Below are 18,706 nucleotides of genomic sequence, written 5' to 3'. Positions count from 1 at the left end.
TCTAATTGGTTATTTTCTATCGATAATAATTTGCTTATTTATTTTGTACAATAGAAAGAGTAAATGGCTTAATGTTAAATCTGTTTGGTTGTTATTTTCCTTATTTTTCTGTTTAGGTCTTTTGATATTAAAGCTATCAAATAATATTAATTTAAAAAATGTTCTTTTTGGTTTATGTCCTCCAATAGTTTATTGGGCTTTTGATCGATTATTTAAATTTCTAAGTATAAAAATTCACGATAGAGATTTCTTTCTTTACTTGAGAGGTTCAAACGATATTGATGATTCTTTTTGGGGAAGAAATCCTCATGTAAAAACAACCGATTTTTTATTTTCTTTTTTATTATTAATAATAATTATAGTCTCATCTTTATCAAAACATTTCATTTTAAAACAATTATGAAAAACCTATTTATTTTAAGCAGTATTGTATTATTTCTTTCTTGTACTCAACCAAAAGAAAAAACGTTTATAACTGATGCTTCTTGCGGTCAATGTCAGTTTGGATTAAAATCTCAAAAAGGGTGTGATTTAGCGATTAAAGTTAATGATAAAGCATATTTCATCGATGGGGCTCATATTGATGATTTTGGGGATGCTCACGATGAAAATATCGGATTTTGTAACGTAGTTAGAAAAGTTGAAGTTACAGGTAAAGTAGAAGATGGTAGGTTTAAAGCTACTTCTTTTAAAATAGCGAAGAAATAAACATAACATTTTAAAAAAAAACCGAAGTAAATATTTACTTCGGTTTTTTTTATAAATAACGATTAAAATTTAAGGAGCTGGATTAGGTATCACAGCATGAATCCCTTCTATTTCTTCTAAAATTTCTTTACTCAGTTCTATATTAATTGAGTTAATATTTTCTTTTAATTGACTCAATTTAGTAGCTCCGATAATATTACTCGTTACAAACGGTAATTGGTTGATATACGCTAATGATAATTCAGCTAAGGTTAATCCGTGTTTGTGGGCTATTTTTTGATATTCTTCAACAGCTTTTAAAGAACCTTCACTCATATAACGAGCTATAAAACGCGGAAATAATGTTCCTCTCGCTCCTTCTGGTTGTCCTCCTTTTAAATATTTACCAGATAACACACCTTGTGCTAATGGAGAATAAGCTAACAACCCAACATTTTCACGCATTGAAACCTCGCTCATTCCAACTTCATAACCTCTATGGATTAATGAATATGAATTCTGGATTGTAGCCACTCGTGGTAAATTATGTTGATCTGACGTTTGTAAATACTTCATCGTTCCCCAGGGAGTTTCATTAGACAAACCGATATGCTTTATCTTTCCTTGTTTTACTAGAGTATTTAAAGTTTCTAAAATTTCCAAATGATTTTCAGCCTCTTTTGAAGAGTATTTATAAGGGTAATCACGAACTCCGAAACAATTTACTCCTCGATCTGGCCAATGCAATTGGTACAAATCGATATAATCAGTCTGTAGTCTTTTAAGGCTACCTTCAACAGCGTCAATAATATTTTGTTTTACAAAACCTCCTATTCTAATATGTTTTGTATAATCACCTCCACCAGCAATTTTAGATGCTAGAACCACCTTCTCACGATTTCCATTTTTTTTAAACCATGAACCAATAATTTTTTCGGTTGCTCCGTAAGTTTCTGGAGTTGCAGGAACTGAATACAACTCAGCAGTATCCCAAAAATTCACACCTTGCTCTAAAGCATAATCCATTTGTTCATGACCATCAGCCTCTGTATTCTGATTTCCCCAAGTCATGGTTCCTAAACATATTTTAGAAACTTTTATATCTGTATTTGGTAGTGTTGTATATTTCATCTTTAATTGGAATTTTATGCTATAATTGTTTGGTGAAAATCCAGTATTTCTTCCCTAAACGTTGAATTTCTTTTACTCTTTCAAATCCTTTTTTTTCATACATTACTCTAGCTGTATCCATAAATTCAGAAGTATGTAAAGCTATTGTTTTTTCTTTAGTTTCTTTTGCATAATCAAGACACATATTGGTTAGCTTATTTCCTATCCCTAAACCTCTATATTTCGGATTTACACCTAAAGATCTAAAATAACACCATTCAGATTTATACAGTTCTGTTGGATTATTTTTAGAGAAAAAATAAACTGCGCCTGCTATTTCATTATCCTTTTCACAAACAAAAACGGTGCTTTTAGAAATGGTGTTTTTTAATTTCTCATCATCATTTAAAATTCCTTTTAATTTCTTCCAATTTTCTGCATCTAGAGTACTTGAATATTCAGAATAAGATATTATGCCTAACTCTTTTAATTGCTCAAAATCAGCAATACTTCCTTTTCTATAAATCATTCTATTTTAAAATAGCTTCAATACCAGGTAAAGATTTTCCTTCTAACATTTCTAACATGGCTCCTCCACCAGTAGAAACATAACTCACTTTATCTCCGAAACCAAACTGTTTTACTGCTGCAACCGAATCTCCACCTCCCACTAAAGAAAATGCTCCATTTTCTGTTGCTTTGGCGATAGCATTACCTAGTTCGATAGTACCAGTTGCAAATTTTTCCATCTCAAAAACCCCTAAAGGACCGTTCCATAAAATAGTTTTCGATTTTGCAATTACTTCTGCAAATTTTTCTGATGTTTTTGGTCCACAATCTAAACCCATCCACCCATCAGAAATTTTAGTTGTATCAACTATTTGTGTATTTGCGTCGTTTGAAAAAGCATCTGCGATTACTGCATCAACTGGTAAATGAATCTCCGTATTTTGTTCTTTTGCTAATTTTAAAATTGATAATGCCAATTCTAATTTATCATCTTCAACTAACGAATTTCCAATAGTTCCTCCTAAAGCTTTAATAAAAGTAAAGGTCATACCTCCACCAACAATAATATGATCTACTTTTTCGATAATATTTTCAATCACACCAATTTTAGACGACACTTTTGCCCCTCCCAAGATAGCTGTTACAGGCTTCTCTGAATTGTTTAAAACCTTATCAATACTTTCAATTTCTTTAGCTAATAAGTTTCCAAAGCATTTGTTTTTTTCGAAAAACTGAGCAATTACAGCTGTAGATGCATGCGCTCTATGTGCAGTACCAAAAGCATCGTTTACATATACATCTCCCCATTTAGATAGTTGCTCTGCGAAAGCAATATCTCCAGCTTTTTCTTCTGAATAAAAACGTAAGTTCTCTAATAATAAAATTTCTCCGCTTTTTAAATTTGAAACTGCTTCTGAAACTTTATCGCCTATACAATCATCAACAAACTTAACTTGTACTCCTATAACCTCGGTTACCTTATCTACAATATGTCGTAACGAAAATTTTTCTTCTTTTCCTTTCGGACGTCCTAAATGCGACATTAACACACAGCTCCCACCGTCTTCTAAAACTTTAATAATAGTTGACTTTGCTGCTTGAATTCTTGTATCATCCGTTACCTCAAAAGTTTCATTTAAAGGCACATTAAAATCTACACGAATTAATGCTTTTTTATTTTCGAAATTAAAATCGTTCAATGTTTTCATTTGTGTTGTTATCTCTATTTAGGTGAACAAAAATAATTATTTAAATCCGATTGGTTTCTATTCCTTTTACCCTTTCAATATTATATCTTTGTTAAACTTATGAATACTTCTATTAAAATATCTTCAGAAAAACTCAATTTACAAGAATGTTATGACTTTGTTGCTGACCCTTCTTGTGGTGGAATTGCTGTTTTTGTAGGAACTGTTAGAAACGCTACTCAGAACAAGAGTGTTACTCAGTTAGATTTTTCTACTTACAGACCAATGGCTATTAAAGAAATGCAGAAAATTGCTGATATTGCTTTAGAAAAATTCGGAGTAAAAAAAATTGCAATCCATCATGCTGAAAGAATGTTGCAAATAGAAGATATTCCAGTAATAATCACTGTTTCTTCTCCTCATAGAAAAGCTGCTTTCGATGCTTGTCAATACGCTATTGATACATTAAAGGAAACAGTACCTATTTGGAAAAAAGAATATTTTGAAGATGGAGAGGTTTGGGTAAACGCGCACCCTTAATAAGGTAAATCTGCTGGTTCAACAAAACTAGCCTCAGAATTGTATAACTCTTTTAACACTTCTTTTATCTCGTTCATAAACTCATCTAGTTTTTCTTGAGTTACCTGATTATCTGGAGCTCGATAATTCGATGAAAAATTCATCTTTAAAAATCCACTTTTTAGGTTTTTAAACGAAATTATACCAGCTTCTATACTCTTAGAAAAATCAAAATTTGTGTTTTGCGTATATAAATACGCATATAACATTACTTGAATTGCTTTATGATATTTCAACTCTCTGATCTCATCAAAATCAACTACTTTTAAATTTGTAGAACTTACCATTCCTGTTTTATAATCGATAATTCTAGTAACACCATTTAACTCGTCGATTCTATCAACTTGTCCGTGAATTTTAATTGGAAAATCAATTCCTTCAATTGCAATTTCAGCTGCTAAATTTTGTTCTGTAGCAATAATTTTCAACTGATTGTTTTCATCTTTTAGCAACTCCTTTTCTTTTGCTAAAAAATTTTCTACAAAACGGTTTGCAACTTCAAAAACTAATCTGTTTTTTCCGGTAGAGATATCTCCGTTTTTAAAATGCTTCGAAAAATAGTTTTGAACTAAATCCTTTGATTTTTTCTGCATTTGAGTAACATCAGCTACAGATAAAAAACTGTCAATAAAAGGTTTGTATAATTCTTCTAAAGTGTCATGAACCACAGTACCCATTGTATTTGCAGCTATAGTTTCTTCGACGTTCTCAAACTCATTAATCTTTAAAATTTTCTGTTTGTAAAACGCAATCGGATTGTATAAATAGTTAGTCAATGCAGATGGTGATATTCCTTTTTTAGCCAATTCGCGTAAACGCTCTAAAACATTTTTGTCTTTTTGAATCTCCTTTAATTTCTTAGGAGACGTTACTACTTTTGGACTAATGATTTTCTCAGTGATATCGTCACGCATCATTTCTAATTGCGTTACAAAACGACTTCTTTCTCCACTACCAAAAACGTCGTGCTCTGTATTATATAAAATGTAAATATTTTTGGCTCTCTGTAATAATCTAAAAAAGTGGTACGAAAATAATGCGTCTTTTTCTTTGTATGTTGGCAAACCAAACGCAATTTTTACATCGAATGGGATAAATGTATTTTGCTGACTACTTGCAGGCAATACACCTTCGTTAACTGAAGTAATTATTACATTTTCAAAATCTAAAACACGGGTTTCTAAAACTCCCATTAATTGTAATCCTTGCAATGGTTCTCCTTGAAATGATAAGCTTTCAGATTGAATTAATTGCCTAAAAAATTGATGCAATGTTTTTAAGTCTTGCACGTAATTAAATTCGCTATGCAAATTTTGCAATTGTGTGAAAGCTGTGTAAAAACGAAATAAATATTCTTTTTCTAAATCATTAACTTTATCTTTTAAAGCATTAATTAAATTTAAAATTCTAGATAAAAACTCGCTTATATCTGAAAATGGATTAAAAACTGCTCTTATAACTTCCTTTACTTCACCACCTAAATCAACCAAAAAACTGTTGATTTTTTCTTGACTGGTAAATGTATTGTTCTCTTTTACTATCGCTAAAGAAATTACATCGGCGAGATTTTGAGTATCATCAATTTGTAATAATCGATATATCGAAACATCTTTTATAAAACGAACTAAATCTTTATGGTAAAAAAGATTTGTTTCTTTTTTCTGTAATTTTTCTTGACTGATAAACAATTGAAAAACTGAAAAAATTAAACTCGTTGTAGGAATATCTTTTAAAGGATACCCCATAGTAATATTAACAGAATCAACATTTTTTGGTAATGAATTTAATGTTATTGGCAATAAACTTTCGTCAGCCAAAACCAATGCTGTATTATTATAATCTGGTAGTTTCGATAAAATTTCACCAGCATATTTTATCTGAGTAATGTTTTTAGAAGCACCTATTACTTGAATGTTTTTTGGCTCATCAAAATATTCTTTAATCGTTTCTATCGAATTCTTTTCGTAATATTTCCATTTAGATTTATACTTTCTTAAAAAGCTCCCTGCTTGATGGTTACTCTTGTAAAATGTTTTTTCGATGTCCCAAAAAACTTCAGAATTTCCGTTAGATAAAAATTGTTGAAACAAAAACTCTTCAGCACTATTTAGGGCATTAAATCCTATGAAAAAGTATTTTTTATCTTGATTATTACTAATAAAAGTATCAACCTTTTTAGTTGCTTCACGATACAATACTCCTTGATACCCAATTTTTCGTTCTAATAAAAACTTGTAAAAAGCATCATAAAATTTATTTAGTTTTTCCATAAAGGAAAAATGATCTTTAATCAACTCTGTTTCGGTAAACTCTCCTTTTACAGACCATTTTTTTAAACGATGTACATCTCTTAAATACACAAAAATTTCACGAGTATTTATTAAATGCTGATCTATCTCATTAAAGTCTTGTATTACCGTAAATGCCCAAGACGAGAAAACATCAAACGTATCTGGGTCTTCTTCAATCTCTTTATAAATTGTATAAAAATGAAATAGCAACTGTACTGAGTCTACTTTTTTAAGTTCAGATACTTCTTCAACAAAATCTCCTATATTAACTATTCGTGGTAAAAAACCTGCTGAGATTTTATTTTTAAATATTTGTTTAACAAATACTCCTGCTCTTTGCGATGGTAAGACAAAAACAACATTTTCAAACGATTTAGTTGTTTTTAAAATAGTATCTAAAGTTTCTGAAATAAAAGACTGCATAGGTTAATTTTCTACTAAGCAAAGTACAATTTTTATCTTATTTTTGAGATTAATAACGACTTCATTTTTTAATAATGAGCACAACCAACAAACTAAAAATAGCACTCATTCAATCGGATTTAATTTGGGAAAATCCTGATGAAAACAGAAAATTGTTTGAAGAAAAAATAAACAACCTACCTACTGATATTGATTTAATCGTTTTGCCAGAAATGTTTACCTCTGGATTTACAATGAATGCCAGTAAATTAGCTGAAGAAATGGATGGGACAACTGTAAATTGGATGCTGAAATTAGCTAAAGTGAATCAGTCAGCAATTACAGGAAGTGTTATTATTAAAGAAAATGACCACTATTTTAATCGCTTGTTATTTGTACATCCTTATGGAGAAATTGATTTTTACGACAAAAAACATACGTTTACTTTAGCTGGAGAACATGAAGTATTTTCTTCTGGAAATAACAAGACTTTTGTTAGTTATAAAGGTTGGGAAATTTGTCCGTTAATTTGTTATGATTTACGCTTTCCTGTTTGGGCAAGAAATACAGACGATTATGATTTATTATTATATGTTGCAAGTTGGCCTAAACCACGAATTGAAGCTTGGGATGCCTTATTAAAAGCCCGTGCAATTGAAAATATGAGTTATACTATTGGTGTAAATAGAGTTGGAACTGATGCTAATGGATATGAATATAGTGGAAACTCTGCTTGTTATGATTCTTTAGGAAACTGCTTAGCAAAAAATGACTTGGGGTCTGAGGAGGTTCTTATTGTTCATCTTGACAAGGAAAGTCAAAATAAAACCCGTAATAAATTTCGTTTTTTAGAAGATAGAGATCGTTTTAAATTCCAATAAAAAGAGCCTTTTAAAAGGCTCTTTTTATATTATGCTGGAATCATCCATTTGAAATTAAATTTAGTATCAGGTACTACAATACGCTCTGTAATACGATACATTCTATCTGGTAATTTCATTAAATAGTCTCTAGCTTTTTCTGCTTCTGGAGTTAAGTTTGTAATCTTATCGATTTCCCAAGCTGTATTTAACTTCTTTAAAATATCAACATAATCGAAACCAGTGTACACACCTACCCTTTGAGCTACCGTAGAAAAATCATCAAATAAATTTCCTTTCTCTCCAAAAGAGTCTCTTAAGTGCATTGCAGGCATCACAATTTTATGCTTCATCATATGCTGAAAAGCTAACATCATTTCGCTAGGATCAATCTTAAATATTTCTCTAACAAAATCTGTATACGCAATGTGATGACGCATTTCGTCTCCTGCTATAATTTTAGACATTTTTGCTAATGCTTTATGTCCTTTTTTCTTAGCAATCTTTGCTACATTATTATGAGAAATGTAAGTCGCTAATTCTTGAAAACTTGTATAAATAAAGTTTTTATAAGGATCAGTTGCGGTACCAATATCAAATCCATCAGCTATTAAGTGCTGTGTAGATATTTCAACCTCACGCATATTTACTCTTCCTGATAAGTATAAATACTTGTTTAATACATCTCCATGACGATTTTCTTCAGCTGTCCAAGCTCTAATCCATTTTGCCCAACCATTATCTGGTTGTTGCGTTATTCCGTCTAAATCTAATAACCAAGATTCATAAGTTGGTAAAGCTTCTTCAGTAATTGTGTCTCCTACTAAAACTACCCAAAAATCATCATCAAGCTCTTTTGAAAGTTCTTGAATTTCTTTTACTTCATCTATAAAAGTATCTTTTTGTGAGTTTGGTAAAAAATCGGTTGGTTGCCAGATTTTTTCTACCGGTATTAAGAATTTGTCTACAAAACTGTCAATATTTTTTTCCAGCGTTTGCATTACTTCCTTTCGAATGTTTTGTAATGACATGATTAATTTATTTTATTGTTGTTTGTTTTCTTTTTAGATAATAGATTCTTTTATGGTAGTTTCAACCTTCTCTATTAATTCATTAAACGGTAAACTATCAATCTTTATTGGTTGATGTGTCTTTATTTTAATTGGGCTTCCTAACCCTAATGGGAATTTACCGTATTTAAAGACTTTCCACGAGTTGTTTATTGTTAGTGGTACAATATACGCCTCTTTATTGTACTTAGTTATCATTTTTAAGCCATTTACAGAAAATGACTTAGGTTTTCCTGTTCTGCTTCTTGTTCCTTCAGGAAAAATAGCCGCAGACCATTTGTTTTTGTTTATTGTCTTTGCAAACTTCCCTAACTCACCCAAAGCTTGTTTAGGGTCTTTTCTATCAATTAAGGCTGCTCCTCCATGTCTTAAATTAAAAGAGATACTTGGTATACCTTTTCCTAATTCTTTCTTAGAAACAAATTTTGGATAATGCTTTCTGAAATGCCAAATAATTGGAGGGATATCAAACGTACTTTGATGATTTGACACAAAAATTAATGTTGTGTTTTCAGGTAAGTCTTGATCGTTTTCTACTTGAACTCTAATCCCTAAAATCAATAACGACTTTATTAAAAACCAGTTCATGATATCTACCACATTTTGATGACCATTTTGACCAAATAGTTTTAAACCAATCCACTGTAAAGGGTGGAATACTAATAGTAAAGAAAAAAATACTACTGCAAATATTGACGATAAAAAGTAACTTAATATTTTCATTTCTAAAATAATAAAGTGGCAAAAATAAAAAATCCCGCGAGAGCGGGACTATATATTTGAATTAAAACCAATTATTCCACGGAATTCGTGCTAGTATCAATACTAATGCTAATCCGTAAAAAATTGCAAAGGTTTTAAATTTTGCTTCGCTTTTAACTTGTTTTTTGTGTTTAGACCAACCAATGGTAATTAATGTAATCGCAATAATCATCATTAAAGGATGTTCTAAAGCTAATAATCTAACAGCGGAGTCTTTCATCTCTCCTAACCCTTTTTGGTACCCTCCAATAAAGTATACTAAAAAACCTACTAGTAACTGAATATGAGCTGTTATTAAAGTAAACAATCCTAAACGGAATTCTTTATGTGTAAACTCCTTTTTTTGCACTAGACCTATAATAGCATTTATTACGGTAAAAATTAATACTGCTAGTACAATATAAGCCCAATAAGAGTGTAATGTTTTCATCATGATTTGTTAGTTTTTGTTGAATACAAACTTACTGAATTTTATGCATAAAAAAACCACCTCAAAAGAGGTGGTTTATAATTTATTATTCTAGTATACTAGAAGTTTATTCTCATAGATGCATTCCAAGTGATTCCGTATCCGAAACGACCTTGTAAACGTCTATTAACACCTTTCCAAGTATCATTTGGGTGATTTGCTAAATCAGCTAAATCTCTATTAGATGTAGTAACATTTTCTAAATATAATTCATCAAATACGTTATCTACGTTTACTCTGAATTCAATCCCTTTGATATAAGTTCTTTCTTTTAATTTAGGTCTAAAGCTTAAACCTAAATCCATAGTGTTGTATGATGGTAATTCAACTGCTATAGTTCCTTCTGAGAATAAATTAGCATAATAGTTCCAATTAGCATCTAACGTTAAACTAGGGAAAACTTTATAACTAGCAAAAACTCCTGCAGTAGTTTGAGCAGCTCCACCTACTTCTTGTCCATCTCTACTAACAACTTGACCTGAACTTAACTCACCTCCGTTTTGATCAAAAGTAAAACGAGTAGCATCACCGTCAAACTTCCAGTCACCAATAGATGCAAAACCATTTAACTTAAGTCCTTCTATAGGTTTAGTAAATATTTCTAATTCTAATCCTTTATGTAACTGAGTAACATTTCTATCTAATGTTAAAACAAATGAATTTGTATCAGGAGTACCAGTTGTAGAAATATCAGTTCTATTACCCCATCTAGTATAATAAGCATTTAAATTAATATCTACTTTATCACTACCAAATTGGTAACCAGCTTCTAAACCTAAAACATCTTGATTATCTACAGCAGGATCTACTAATGAATTTGAGTTTCTATCGTTATTAAATAAATCTGAGTGAAATGGTTGACGTGAATAGAATCCAGCATTTACAAATACTTTATGTTGATCATCTAAAAGATAAGAACCTCCACCTTTTACATTAAATCCAAAATTAGATACTTTTTTAGATTTTTCAGATACTCCTGGCTGTTGTGTAAAGTAGAATTCTTCTCTTTGGTGATCTTGATTAGAGATTGCTCCTTGTACAAATGCAGAGAAGTCATCTTTAGCATATTCTAACTGCCCGAATACACCATAGTAAGTAATTACTTCTTCGTAATCTCTATCGATGCGTTGTCTGTGACTATTATTAGGGTTGAAAACCATACCCCAAGGGCTAATTCCACCGTAATCATTATCAATTGTATAAGGTTCTCCAATAAAACCATTATATTCCCATGGTCTGTTAGGATCGTTAGCAAAGTTTATAGGTCCGTCAAATAACTCAACTGCACCTCTAAAGTGAATACCGTTGTACGTTCTTACGTCAGCTCCAACGTTTAAAGTTAAGTTTTCATTTAATTTATTCTCATAGTTTGATACTAATCCAAACCAGTTGTGGTTATTAAATGACCCTCTTGCATATGATGTTCTTGGTGTTCCGTCACTTGTATAAGAAGCAAAAGCACCTCTACCTAATGAACCGTATAATACTGTAGACAATGAAGATTCATCATTAATCTTCCAGTCCCAAGATAAGTTAGCCACTGGTTTGTGGTAAATATTACGTCCTCCTGGATATAAACCAGTGTTTCCTAGTGTATTTGGACTGTTTACTCCTTCAAAGTTCCAATCATTAAATCTAATACCGTTATCTAAGAAGTCTCCAACATCTCCTCTACCCGCTGCAGCATGCCATTGTGGTGCTCCAGTAATCATAAAGTTAAATGTATTATTTTCATTTGGTTGATAACCAACTGAGAAAAAGTAAGTCTGACCTTGACCATGAGTATTATCTACATATCCATCTCCTTGCCAGTGAGCAAACATTCCCGTAAAAGACCATCCTTTTTCGCTTACTCCAGTTGAATAAGAAACTGTAGATTTAGTATATCCATTATTCCCTACCATTTGACGAATATAACCACCTTCTTTATGATCAATAGTTTTTGTTACAATATTCACAGTACCTCCTACAGAAGAAATTGCTAATTTAGATGATCCTAAACCACGCTGTACCTGAACTGCATTAGAAACATCTAATACTCCAGACCAGTTAGACCAGAACATTCTTCCATCCTCCATACTATTAATTGGTTGTCCATTTAATAAGAAAGCTGTATTTGTTTGATCAAAACCACGTAAAAACATTTGACCATCTCCAAATCCTCCACCCTTAATATTCTGAACAGAAGGTGTAGATTTTAATACTTCTGGCAAATCCCACGCTCCTGCTTTTGCTTGAATTTCAGCAGCTTTAATAGTCGATACCGCTACTGGTGTTTTTCTATCCTCAGCTAAATCAATAACTCCTGTTCCTGTAACTACAATTTCATCTAAAACATTAGAAGGTTCCAACTCAATAGTTCCTAAATTCTTGTTAGCAGCTGTATATGCTACTTCCTTATTATTGTACCCAATAAAAGATACTACAATAGTTCCTGAATTTGAATTTACATTAATTGTAAATTTTCCATCAAAATCTGAAGCAACTCCATTAGAAGTTCCTTTTACCACAACACTAGCACTTGGTAATGGTTCTCCCATTTCATCAACTACTGTTCCTGTAAGTTTAGTTTGACTTAAAACTGTAGCTGTTACAAAGAACAATGCTACTAGTAAAACATTTTTAAAATTTTTCATTGTTTAATTTAATTGTTATTAAATGCGGAAGCAAAGGTCTTGCTTTTATACTTTGCTAATATTAACTTAATGTTAAGTTTTTTAACATTGAATTAACAAGCTAAATAAAAAAAATGAGATTTATTACAAGAACTATTAATTTTTTAATAATTTTTTGGCAAGTTCTTTTCCTAATTCTACACCGAATTGATCATATGAATATATATTCCATATAATTCCTTGTGTAAAAATTTTATGTTCGTAAATAGCAATTAACTGACCTAACGATTTTGGCGTTAACTTTTTAAATAAAATTGTATTGCTTGGTCGGTTACCTTTAAACAACTTATATGGAAGCAATCTACTTATATCTTCCTTTTTATTATTTAGCTTTAATTCTAAATGTACTTCTTCTTTTGTTTTTCCAAATGTAAGGGCTTCCATTTGAGCAAAATAATTAGCCATTAGTTTCTGATGGTGATCAGTTAAACCATGTAAAGACTCTTTATATCCAATAAAATCAGATGGAATTAACTTAGTACCTTGATGTACCAATTGCATAAAAGCATGTTGCATATTCACGCCTGTACTACCCCAAATAATTGTCCCTGTTTGGTAATTTATCTCTTTACCATTTCTATCAACACCTTTTCCATTACTTTCCATAGCAGCTTGTTGTAAATAGGCTGGTAATTTTGATAAATACTCGCTATAAGGTAAAACAAGCTCAGTTTCAGAATTAAAGAAGTTGTTATACCAAATACTCAGTAAAGCTAGAATAACTGGAATGTTCTTATCAAAATCTGCTGATTTAAAATGAATATCTATTTCTTCAGCTCCATTTAATAACTCTTTAAAATTATCAAAACCTATTGACAAACTAATTGACAAACCTACTGATGACCATAAAGAGAATCGACCACCTACCCAGTTCCACATTGGGAAAATATTTTTCTTGTCAATTCCAAAATTGATGACTTTTTCTGCATTAGAAGATACTGCTACAAAGTGTTTAGACACATCAAAAACTGTTGCTGAGTTTAAAAACCAATTTCTAATCGTATTAGCATTTGTAATGGTTTCTTGAGTTGTAAATGTTTTTGATACAATTACAAATAATGTTGTTTCTGGATTCAATTTTTTTAATACCTCCGAAACATGATCTCCATCTACATTAGATACAAAATGAGTATTTAGTTTATTTTTATAAAATTGCAAAGCCTCTACAACCATATCTGGACCCAGATCTGATCCACCTACTCCTATATTAACTATATCAGTAATTGACTTTCCTGTAAACCCCTTCCATTTTCCTGAAATTACTTTGTTGCTGAAAGATTTTACTTTTCGTAAAGCTGATTGTATTTGCGGTTTTACATCTTTCCCATCTACATATACAGGATCTTCGGAAGTATTTCTTAAAGCTGTGTGTAAAACTGCTCGATCTTCAATTGCATTAATTTTATCTCCAGAAAAATATTTTTCAATGGCATCTTTTAAATCAACCTCATTCGCTAATTCAAGTAATAAATCAACTGCTTGTTGATTTATTAAGTTTTTAGAATAATCAAATACCAAACCTGAATACTCAATTGAAAAATCAGCTTTTCTATTCTTATTTTTTCTAAATAAATCTTTTAAATCAAAGTCTTTTGCTTCATTAAAATGGTTGCTAAGTTTTTTCCAAGCTGAAGTTGTAGTTGGATTGATATTTTTTAAAGGCATAATTTAATGTGTAGCTAATATTTCTTTTTCAACAAAAACAGGAATCTCCTTTTTAGGTAATTGAATGCTATCTAACTGCTCTTTAAATGACTTTATAAACTCCAAATATTTGGGTTTAATTTTTGGATCTAAAGGTTCAGCTGCAGGTAGTTTTTCTCTAAACGGATCCACTTGTCTTCCGTTTTTCCAGAAACGATAACAAACATGAGGCCCACTGGTACTTCCTGTCATTCCAACCCAACCAATAATATCACCCTGTTTTACATAATCTCCCACTCTTACGTTTCGACGTTTCATATGTAAATATTGAGTACTGTATGTACTATTATGCTTAACTTTTACATAATTTCCATTACCGCCTCTACGAGTAGATTCTACAACTGTTCCACTAGCTGTCGACATAATTTCTGTTCCATATCTTGCTGCAAAATCAGTTCCTCTATGAGCTTTTATCCTATTTCCGTAATGTTTTATTCTTCTTCGTAAATTGTATCTCGAAGAAACTCTATACTGAAATTTAATAGGCGATTTTAAAAAAGCTCTACGCAACATATTCCCTTCTTCATCATAATATTCTGGAATTCCTTTTATAGAATCTCCAACAAATTTATAAGCATGCAAATCTTTTCCTTTATGATTAAAAACTGCTGCTTTAATTTCACCATACCCTACAAAAACAGTATCGTTAATATATTTCTCTTCATAAATTAATTTAAAGTTATCTCCTTTTTGAAGCCTTAATGGGTCAAGAGTCCAGGCATAAATATCTGCAACATTTATTGCCATAGTTGGTTTCAACCCTAAACTATCCATGGTTGTGGATATATTTGAATAAATTTTACCCGCTATTTCTTTTTCAACCGTTTTAATTTTCTTCTTAACCTTGTATGCTGATATCAACGAATCTTTAAAATTGATTACAGTAGCATCAACTTTATTATGTTTATAAATAAACACTTGAGCTTTTTCTATTGAATCTTTTGATGCTAAAATGGTATAAGCTTTACCTGAACGCACACGTCTTACATCGAAAGTATCTTTAATTTTTGTTGCTATCTCATTAATTTTAGGATACATCACATGATGACGATCTAAAATAACCCCAAAGCTTTCTCCGTTTTTTATAGTATCGTTAATTACTTTGTAATCATCTAAATTATACCCAAAAACATAAACAGGCTTTGGTTTTTCTACTTTTACAATAGTTGTTACTGGATCTTTTTTTTCTTCTTTACAAGAAAAAATTATAAATGAAACGAGAAAAAGGAGGATGTATTTTTTCAAAAAAAGCTGTTTAAAATTGAGTGCGTCTGCAAAAATACAAATAAAAACTATTGCATTTAGCACTTTAACAATATGTAAACAACTAGTAAAACTACCTATTAACTATAATCTCAAATGGGTTTGCCAAACCTTTATAAGCTTCTAGTTCAGCACGTAGAGAACCTACAGATAAAGAAGCCTTCATTTTAATTGGAATTTTATTATCATCAGCAGTAATCCAAACCGTAACACTTTCTTGCGCTTTAAATACTCTTCCTGCTTGAACCATCGGTCTAAATTTCTGAGTCTTTATTTTCCCAAATTTAGTATCCAACATCTCATATCCTAAAAAACGTAATTTGAATGGGTAGCTTTTATTATCAAAAAACATATCAACATTAATTTCCTCCCCTTTCTTCATGCTTTTCGTATTATAACTTCTTAAAAAGTAAAATGTCGAAATCATATCTTGAGGTCCGTTAACAGAAATCAGTGTGTCTTTCTTTTTTCTAAAATCCTGAACATAAGCAGTATTTTTTTCTTGATCAAAAGTTATATGTTTATGCTTTTTATATCCGCCTTCATTTATCTTTCTTTTAAACAAATATGGCTTTCCTGTTTCAATATCAAAATAAGATTGATAATCATCTTTTACTTTAAAAAACCATTTAATCATTCCAGTAGTCCAACCTTTACCTGTTGCGTGTAATACCTTTTTACCGTTTAAATCTTCTTCTTTTAACGACAAAGTAGCATTACCTGCTTTTAAAAAACCACTATAACTCATTTTAAATTTGAGCCACTCTCCATCTTTAAAAGGAGTTGTTTTTTCTTGAGCAAACAAGTTAATTGTTAAAAACAAAAGTGCTGAAAGTAATATTCTTTTCTTCATAATATCCAAACTTATGAAAATAGATAGACAATTACCATTCCAAAATAAAAAAAGAGGTTATTTCTAACCTCTTTCTTATCAATATTATAAAAACTAAAATGTTCCCCAGTTTTTAAGTTCATCTTCACTCCATAAATATGGGAAGAATATTCTTCGTTGATATTTTGGATGCATATATTTTCGCCAATTACTTCCTCCAGTAGCTTCTAAATCTTTATCGCCACCTCCTAAATATTTACCTGCTGCATTGTAATGTGCCATAACCCATTTTACATTAACTGTGTAATCGTAATGACGCATTGCTTCAATCAATTCAGTGTTTTTCTGGACCTCATCTGGTAATTCTTGGAATTTCTTAGATAAATTACATTCGTTATAATCTTCCATAAAATCGATAAAATCACCCATATACTTTTTCTCAAAAAGTTTGATTAAGATTGATTTCTCTCCTGTTTTATGGTTTACACCAGCTGCTTGCCAATACAAATGATCGTATGCGTTTTTAAATGACGAACTCCTGTCAATAGTATCACGATAACGTGCATCGATTAGATTGATTAATTCAGTTGATGCAAATTCTATCTTTCTATATTGAGCAGATTGAAATCCACTTGCAGGCGCTAATGTATTACGGAATTTTAAATACTGTTCTACATCCATTCCGTCTTGCATAACAGTAAAGGAACTGCAAAGCATATCAAAATATCGACTAATACGCATTAAATGCTTAGAGAACTTCTCTGCAGTAATCGCTTCTTTTGAAAGAGAAATTTGATCAATTTCCCACAGTATCATTTTAAACAACAATTCGTTTACTTGATGATACATAATAAAGACCATCTCGTCTTTTTCAGTTGTTCTTGGAATCTGTAAACCTAATAGCGCATCTGTCTGTATATAATCCCAATAAGTTATAGGTGTGCTATGCAGTAATCCTTCTAACATCGTTTCTAAAGGAACACCTAATTTTTCGTATTTATTTTCTATTGCTTTTAAAAGCTCGTCTTTATTCATTTTTTTATTTTATATAAACATTATTAATAAATTAATCACCATTCTCATAAGTTAAAAACTTACGAAAATGGTGATTTAATGTTTCTATAATTATCCATTAGAACTATAATGTTCCTCTTTTAGCTTGCTCTCTTTCTATAGATTCAAACAATGCTTTAAAATTTCCTGCTCCGAAACCACGAGCTCCCATTCTTTGAATAATTTCAAAGAATAAAGTTGGTCTATCTTCTACAGGTTTTGTAAAAATTTGTAATAAATATCCTTCTTCATCTGCATCAATCATAATACCCAAAGCTTTAAGTTTTTCGATATCTTCTCTTAACTCGTGATCAAACTCTTCTAATCTACCTGGAACAGCTCTATAATATTCTTCTGGTGGCGTAGATAAAAACTCTACTCCATTCGCGCGTAATTGAGTTACTGTTTTTAAAATATCATCAGTTGCAACTGCAATGTGTTGAACTCCTGCTCCTTCATAAAAATCTAAATATTCTTCAATTTGAGAACGTTTTGCTGCTTTTGCTGGCTCGTTAATTGGAAACTTAATTCTACCATTTCCGTTAGACATTACCTTACTCATTAACGCCGAATATTCAGTATGAATTTGCTTATCATCAAAAGATAAGAAGTTTTCGAATCCCATTACATCTTCATACCATTTTACCCAAACATCCATTTGATTCCAACCAACATTACCAACCATATGATCGATATATTTTAACCCTGCTGCTGGTGGATTGTATTCAGATTCCCATTTTTCGAAACCTGGTAAAAATGCTCCGTTGTAATTTTTACGCTCTACAAACATATGTACAGTTTCCCCATACGTATAGATTCCTGCTCTTACAACCTCTCCGTGCTCATCTTTTTCAACAGTAGGTTCCATATACGATTTTGCTCCACGAGAAGTAGTTTCTTTATAAGCTTGTCTTGCATCTTCTACCCAAAGTGCTACAATTTTAACACCGTCTCCATGCTTTACAATATGGTCGTTAATTGGAGATTTACTACTTAATGGAGTAGTTAGCATTAACTTGATTTTATCTTGTGTTAAAACATAACTTACTGAATCTGTAGCTCCAGTTTCTAATCCACGATAAGCGTGCGATTGAAATCCGAATGCTGTTTTATAAAAATGTGCTGCTTGTTTAGCATTACCTACGTAAAATTCAACGTAATCTGTTCCTAAAAGTGGTAAGAAGTCTTGTGCTCCTTCAAATATTTTTTCTAAACCGTAGTTTACTGATTTTATCTCTTTACTCATGATGTT

16 protein-coding genes are annotated in these 18,706 nt (G+C 31.1%); 3 read left to right on the top strand and 13 right to left on the bottom strand.

The genetic code is table 11. The annotated features are described in order from the left end of the window. Positions 1–399: 399 nt before the first annotated feature. On the top strand, positions 400–708 hold the full coding sequence (locus H3Z83_RS10115; RefSeq protein WP_182125369.1) for a DUF6370 family protein: 309 nt from the start codon (positions 400–402) through the stop codon (positions 706–708). 69 nt (positions 709–777) lie between these two features. On the opposite strand, the gene H3Z83_RS10110 is transcribed toward H3Z83_RS10115, so the two are convergent. The 3 genes from H3Z83_RS10110 to H3Z83_RS10100 are packed head-to-tail and all read right to left on the bottom strand — an operon-like array spanning position 778 to position 3,515. After that, positions 778–1,818, bottom strand: a complete 1,041-nt coding sequence (locus H3Z83_RS10110; RefSeq protein WP_182125368.1) for an NADP(H)-dependent aldo-keto reductase — start codon at positions 1,816–1,818, stop codon at positions 778–780. A gap of 19 nt (positions 1,819–1,837) precedes the next feature. Continuing rightward, positions 1,838–2,326: a GNAT family N-acetyltransferase gene (locus H3Z83_RS10105; protein ID WP_182125367.1), complete on the bottom strand. Its 489-nt coding sequence runs from the start codon at positions 2,324–2,326 to the stop codon at positions 1,838–1,840. Position 2,327: 1 nt separating this feature from the next. Then, complete coding sequence (locus H3Z83_RS10100) at positions 2,328–3,515, bottom strand: phosphoglycerate kinase (RefSeq protein WP_182125366.1); 1,188 nt, start codon at positions 3,513–3,515, stop codon at positions 2,328–2,330. A gap of 99 nt (positions 3,516–3,614) precedes the next feature. On the opposite strand from H3Z83_RS10100, the gene H3Z83_RS10095 reads away from it, so the two are divergent. After that, positions 3,615–4,034 carry a molybdenum cofactor biosynthesis protein MoaE gene (locus H3Z83_RS10095; protein WP_182125365.1) on the top strand — a complete coding sequence of 140 codons (420 nt, stop codon included), beginning with the start codon at positions 3,615–3,617 and terminating at the stop codon, positions 4,032–4,034. Here H3Z83_RS10095 and H3Z83_RS10090 read toward each other — a convergent pair. Then, positions 4,031–6,787 (bottom strand): PD-(D/E)XK nuclease family protein, encoded by a 2,757-nt coding sequence (locus H3Z83_RS10090; protein ID WP_182125364.1) that lies wholly within the window; start codon positions 6,785–6,787, stop codon positions 4,031–4,033. The genes H3Z83_RS10095 and H3Z83_RS10090 overlap by 4 nt on opposite strands. A gap of 74 nt (positions 6,788–6,861) precedes the next feature. On the opposite strand from H3Z83_RS10090, the gene H3Z83_RS10085 reads away from it, so the two are divergent. Next, entirely contained in the window at positions 6,862–7,647 is a 786-nt protein-coding gene (locus H3Z83_RS10085) for an amidohydrolase (RefSeq protein ID WP_182125363.1), read from the top strand. A 29-nt stretch (positions 7,648–7,676) separates the two neighbouring features. Here H3Z83_RS10085 and H3Z83_RS10080 read toward each other — a convergent pair whose 3' ends face one another. From H3Z83_RS10080 to hppD, 9 genes are all read right to left on the bottom strand, one after another. Then, a complete protein-coding gene (locus H3Z83_RS10080) occupies positions 7,677–8,657 on the bottom strand; it encodes an acyl-ACP desaturase (protein WP_182125362.1) in 981 nt (326 codons plus the stop codon). A gap of 33 nt (positions 8,658–8,690) precedes the next feature. Next, on the bottom strand, positions 8,691–9,419 hold the full coding sequence (locus H3Z83_RS10075; RefSeq protein ID WP_182125361.1) for a lysophospholipid acyltransferase family protein: 729 nt from the start codon (positions 9,417–9,419) through the stop codon (positions 8,691–8,693). Positions 9,420–9,480: 61 nt separating this feature from the next. Further along, complete coding sequence (locus tag H3Z83_RS10070) at positions 9,481–9,888, bottom strand: hypothetical protein (protein ID WP_182125438.1); 408 nt, start codon at positions 9,886–9,888, stop codon at positions 9,481–9,483. Positions 9,889–9,986: 98 nt separating this feature from the next. Beyond that, entirely contained in the window at positions 9,987–12,563 is a 2,577-nt protein-coding gene (locus H3Z83_RS10065; RefSeq protein WP_182125360.1) for a TonB-dependent receptor, read from the bottom strand. A gap of 135 nt (positions 12,564–12,698) precedes the next feature. Continuing rightward, positions 12,699–14,267 carry a glucose-6-phosphate isomerase gene (gene pgi / locus H3Z83_RS10060; RefSeq protein WP_182125359.1) on the bottom strand — a complete coding sequence of 523 codons (1,569 nt, stop codon included), beginning with the start codon at positions 14,265–14,267 and terminating at the stop codon, positions 12,699–12,701. A gap of 3 nt (positions 14,268–14,270) precedes the next feature. Next, the gene (locus H3Z83_RS10055) at positions 14,271–15,551 is read right to left on the bottom strand and encodes a M23 family metallopeptidase (protein ID WP_182125358.1); all 1,281 of its coding nucleotides are present in this window, start codon (positions 15,549–15,551) and stop codon (positions 14,271–14,273) included. A gap of 91 nt (positions 15,552–15,642) precedes the next feature. Next, positions 15,643–16,422 carry a DUF3108 domain-containing protein gene (locus H3Z83_RS10050; RefSeq protein ID WP_182125357.1) on the bottom strand — a complete coding sequence of 260 codons (780 nt, stop codon included), beginning with the start codon at positions 16,420–16,422 and terminating at the stop codon, positions 15,643–15,645. 93 nt (positions 16,423–16,515) lie between these two features. Then, the gene (locus H3Z83_RS10045; protein WP_182125356.1) at positions 16,516–17,436 is read right to left on the bottom strand and encodes a tryptophan 2,3-dioxygenase family protein; all 921 of its coding nucleotides are present in this window, start codon (positions 17,434–17,436) and stop codon (positions 16,516–16,518) included. 103 nt (positions 17,437–17,539) lie between these two features. Next, entirely contained in the window at positions 17,540–18,700 is a 1,161-nt protein-coding gene (hppD, locus tag H3Z83_RS10040; protein ID WP_182125355.1) for a 4-hydroxyphenylpyruvate dioxygenase, read from the bottom strand. Between the last annotated feature and the right edge of the window lie 6 nt (positions 18,701–18,706).

This window comes from Tenacibaculum pelagium (genome assembly GCF_014062345.1).
In the GTDB taxonomy this organism is placed as follows: domain Bacteria; phylum Bacteroidota; class Bacteroidia; order Flavobacteriales; family Flavobacteriaceae; genus Polaribacter; species Polaribacter pelagius.
The sequence above is the reverse complement of the archived record's forward strand: the minus strand, read 5'-3'. Positions and strand labels throughout refer to the sequence as shown.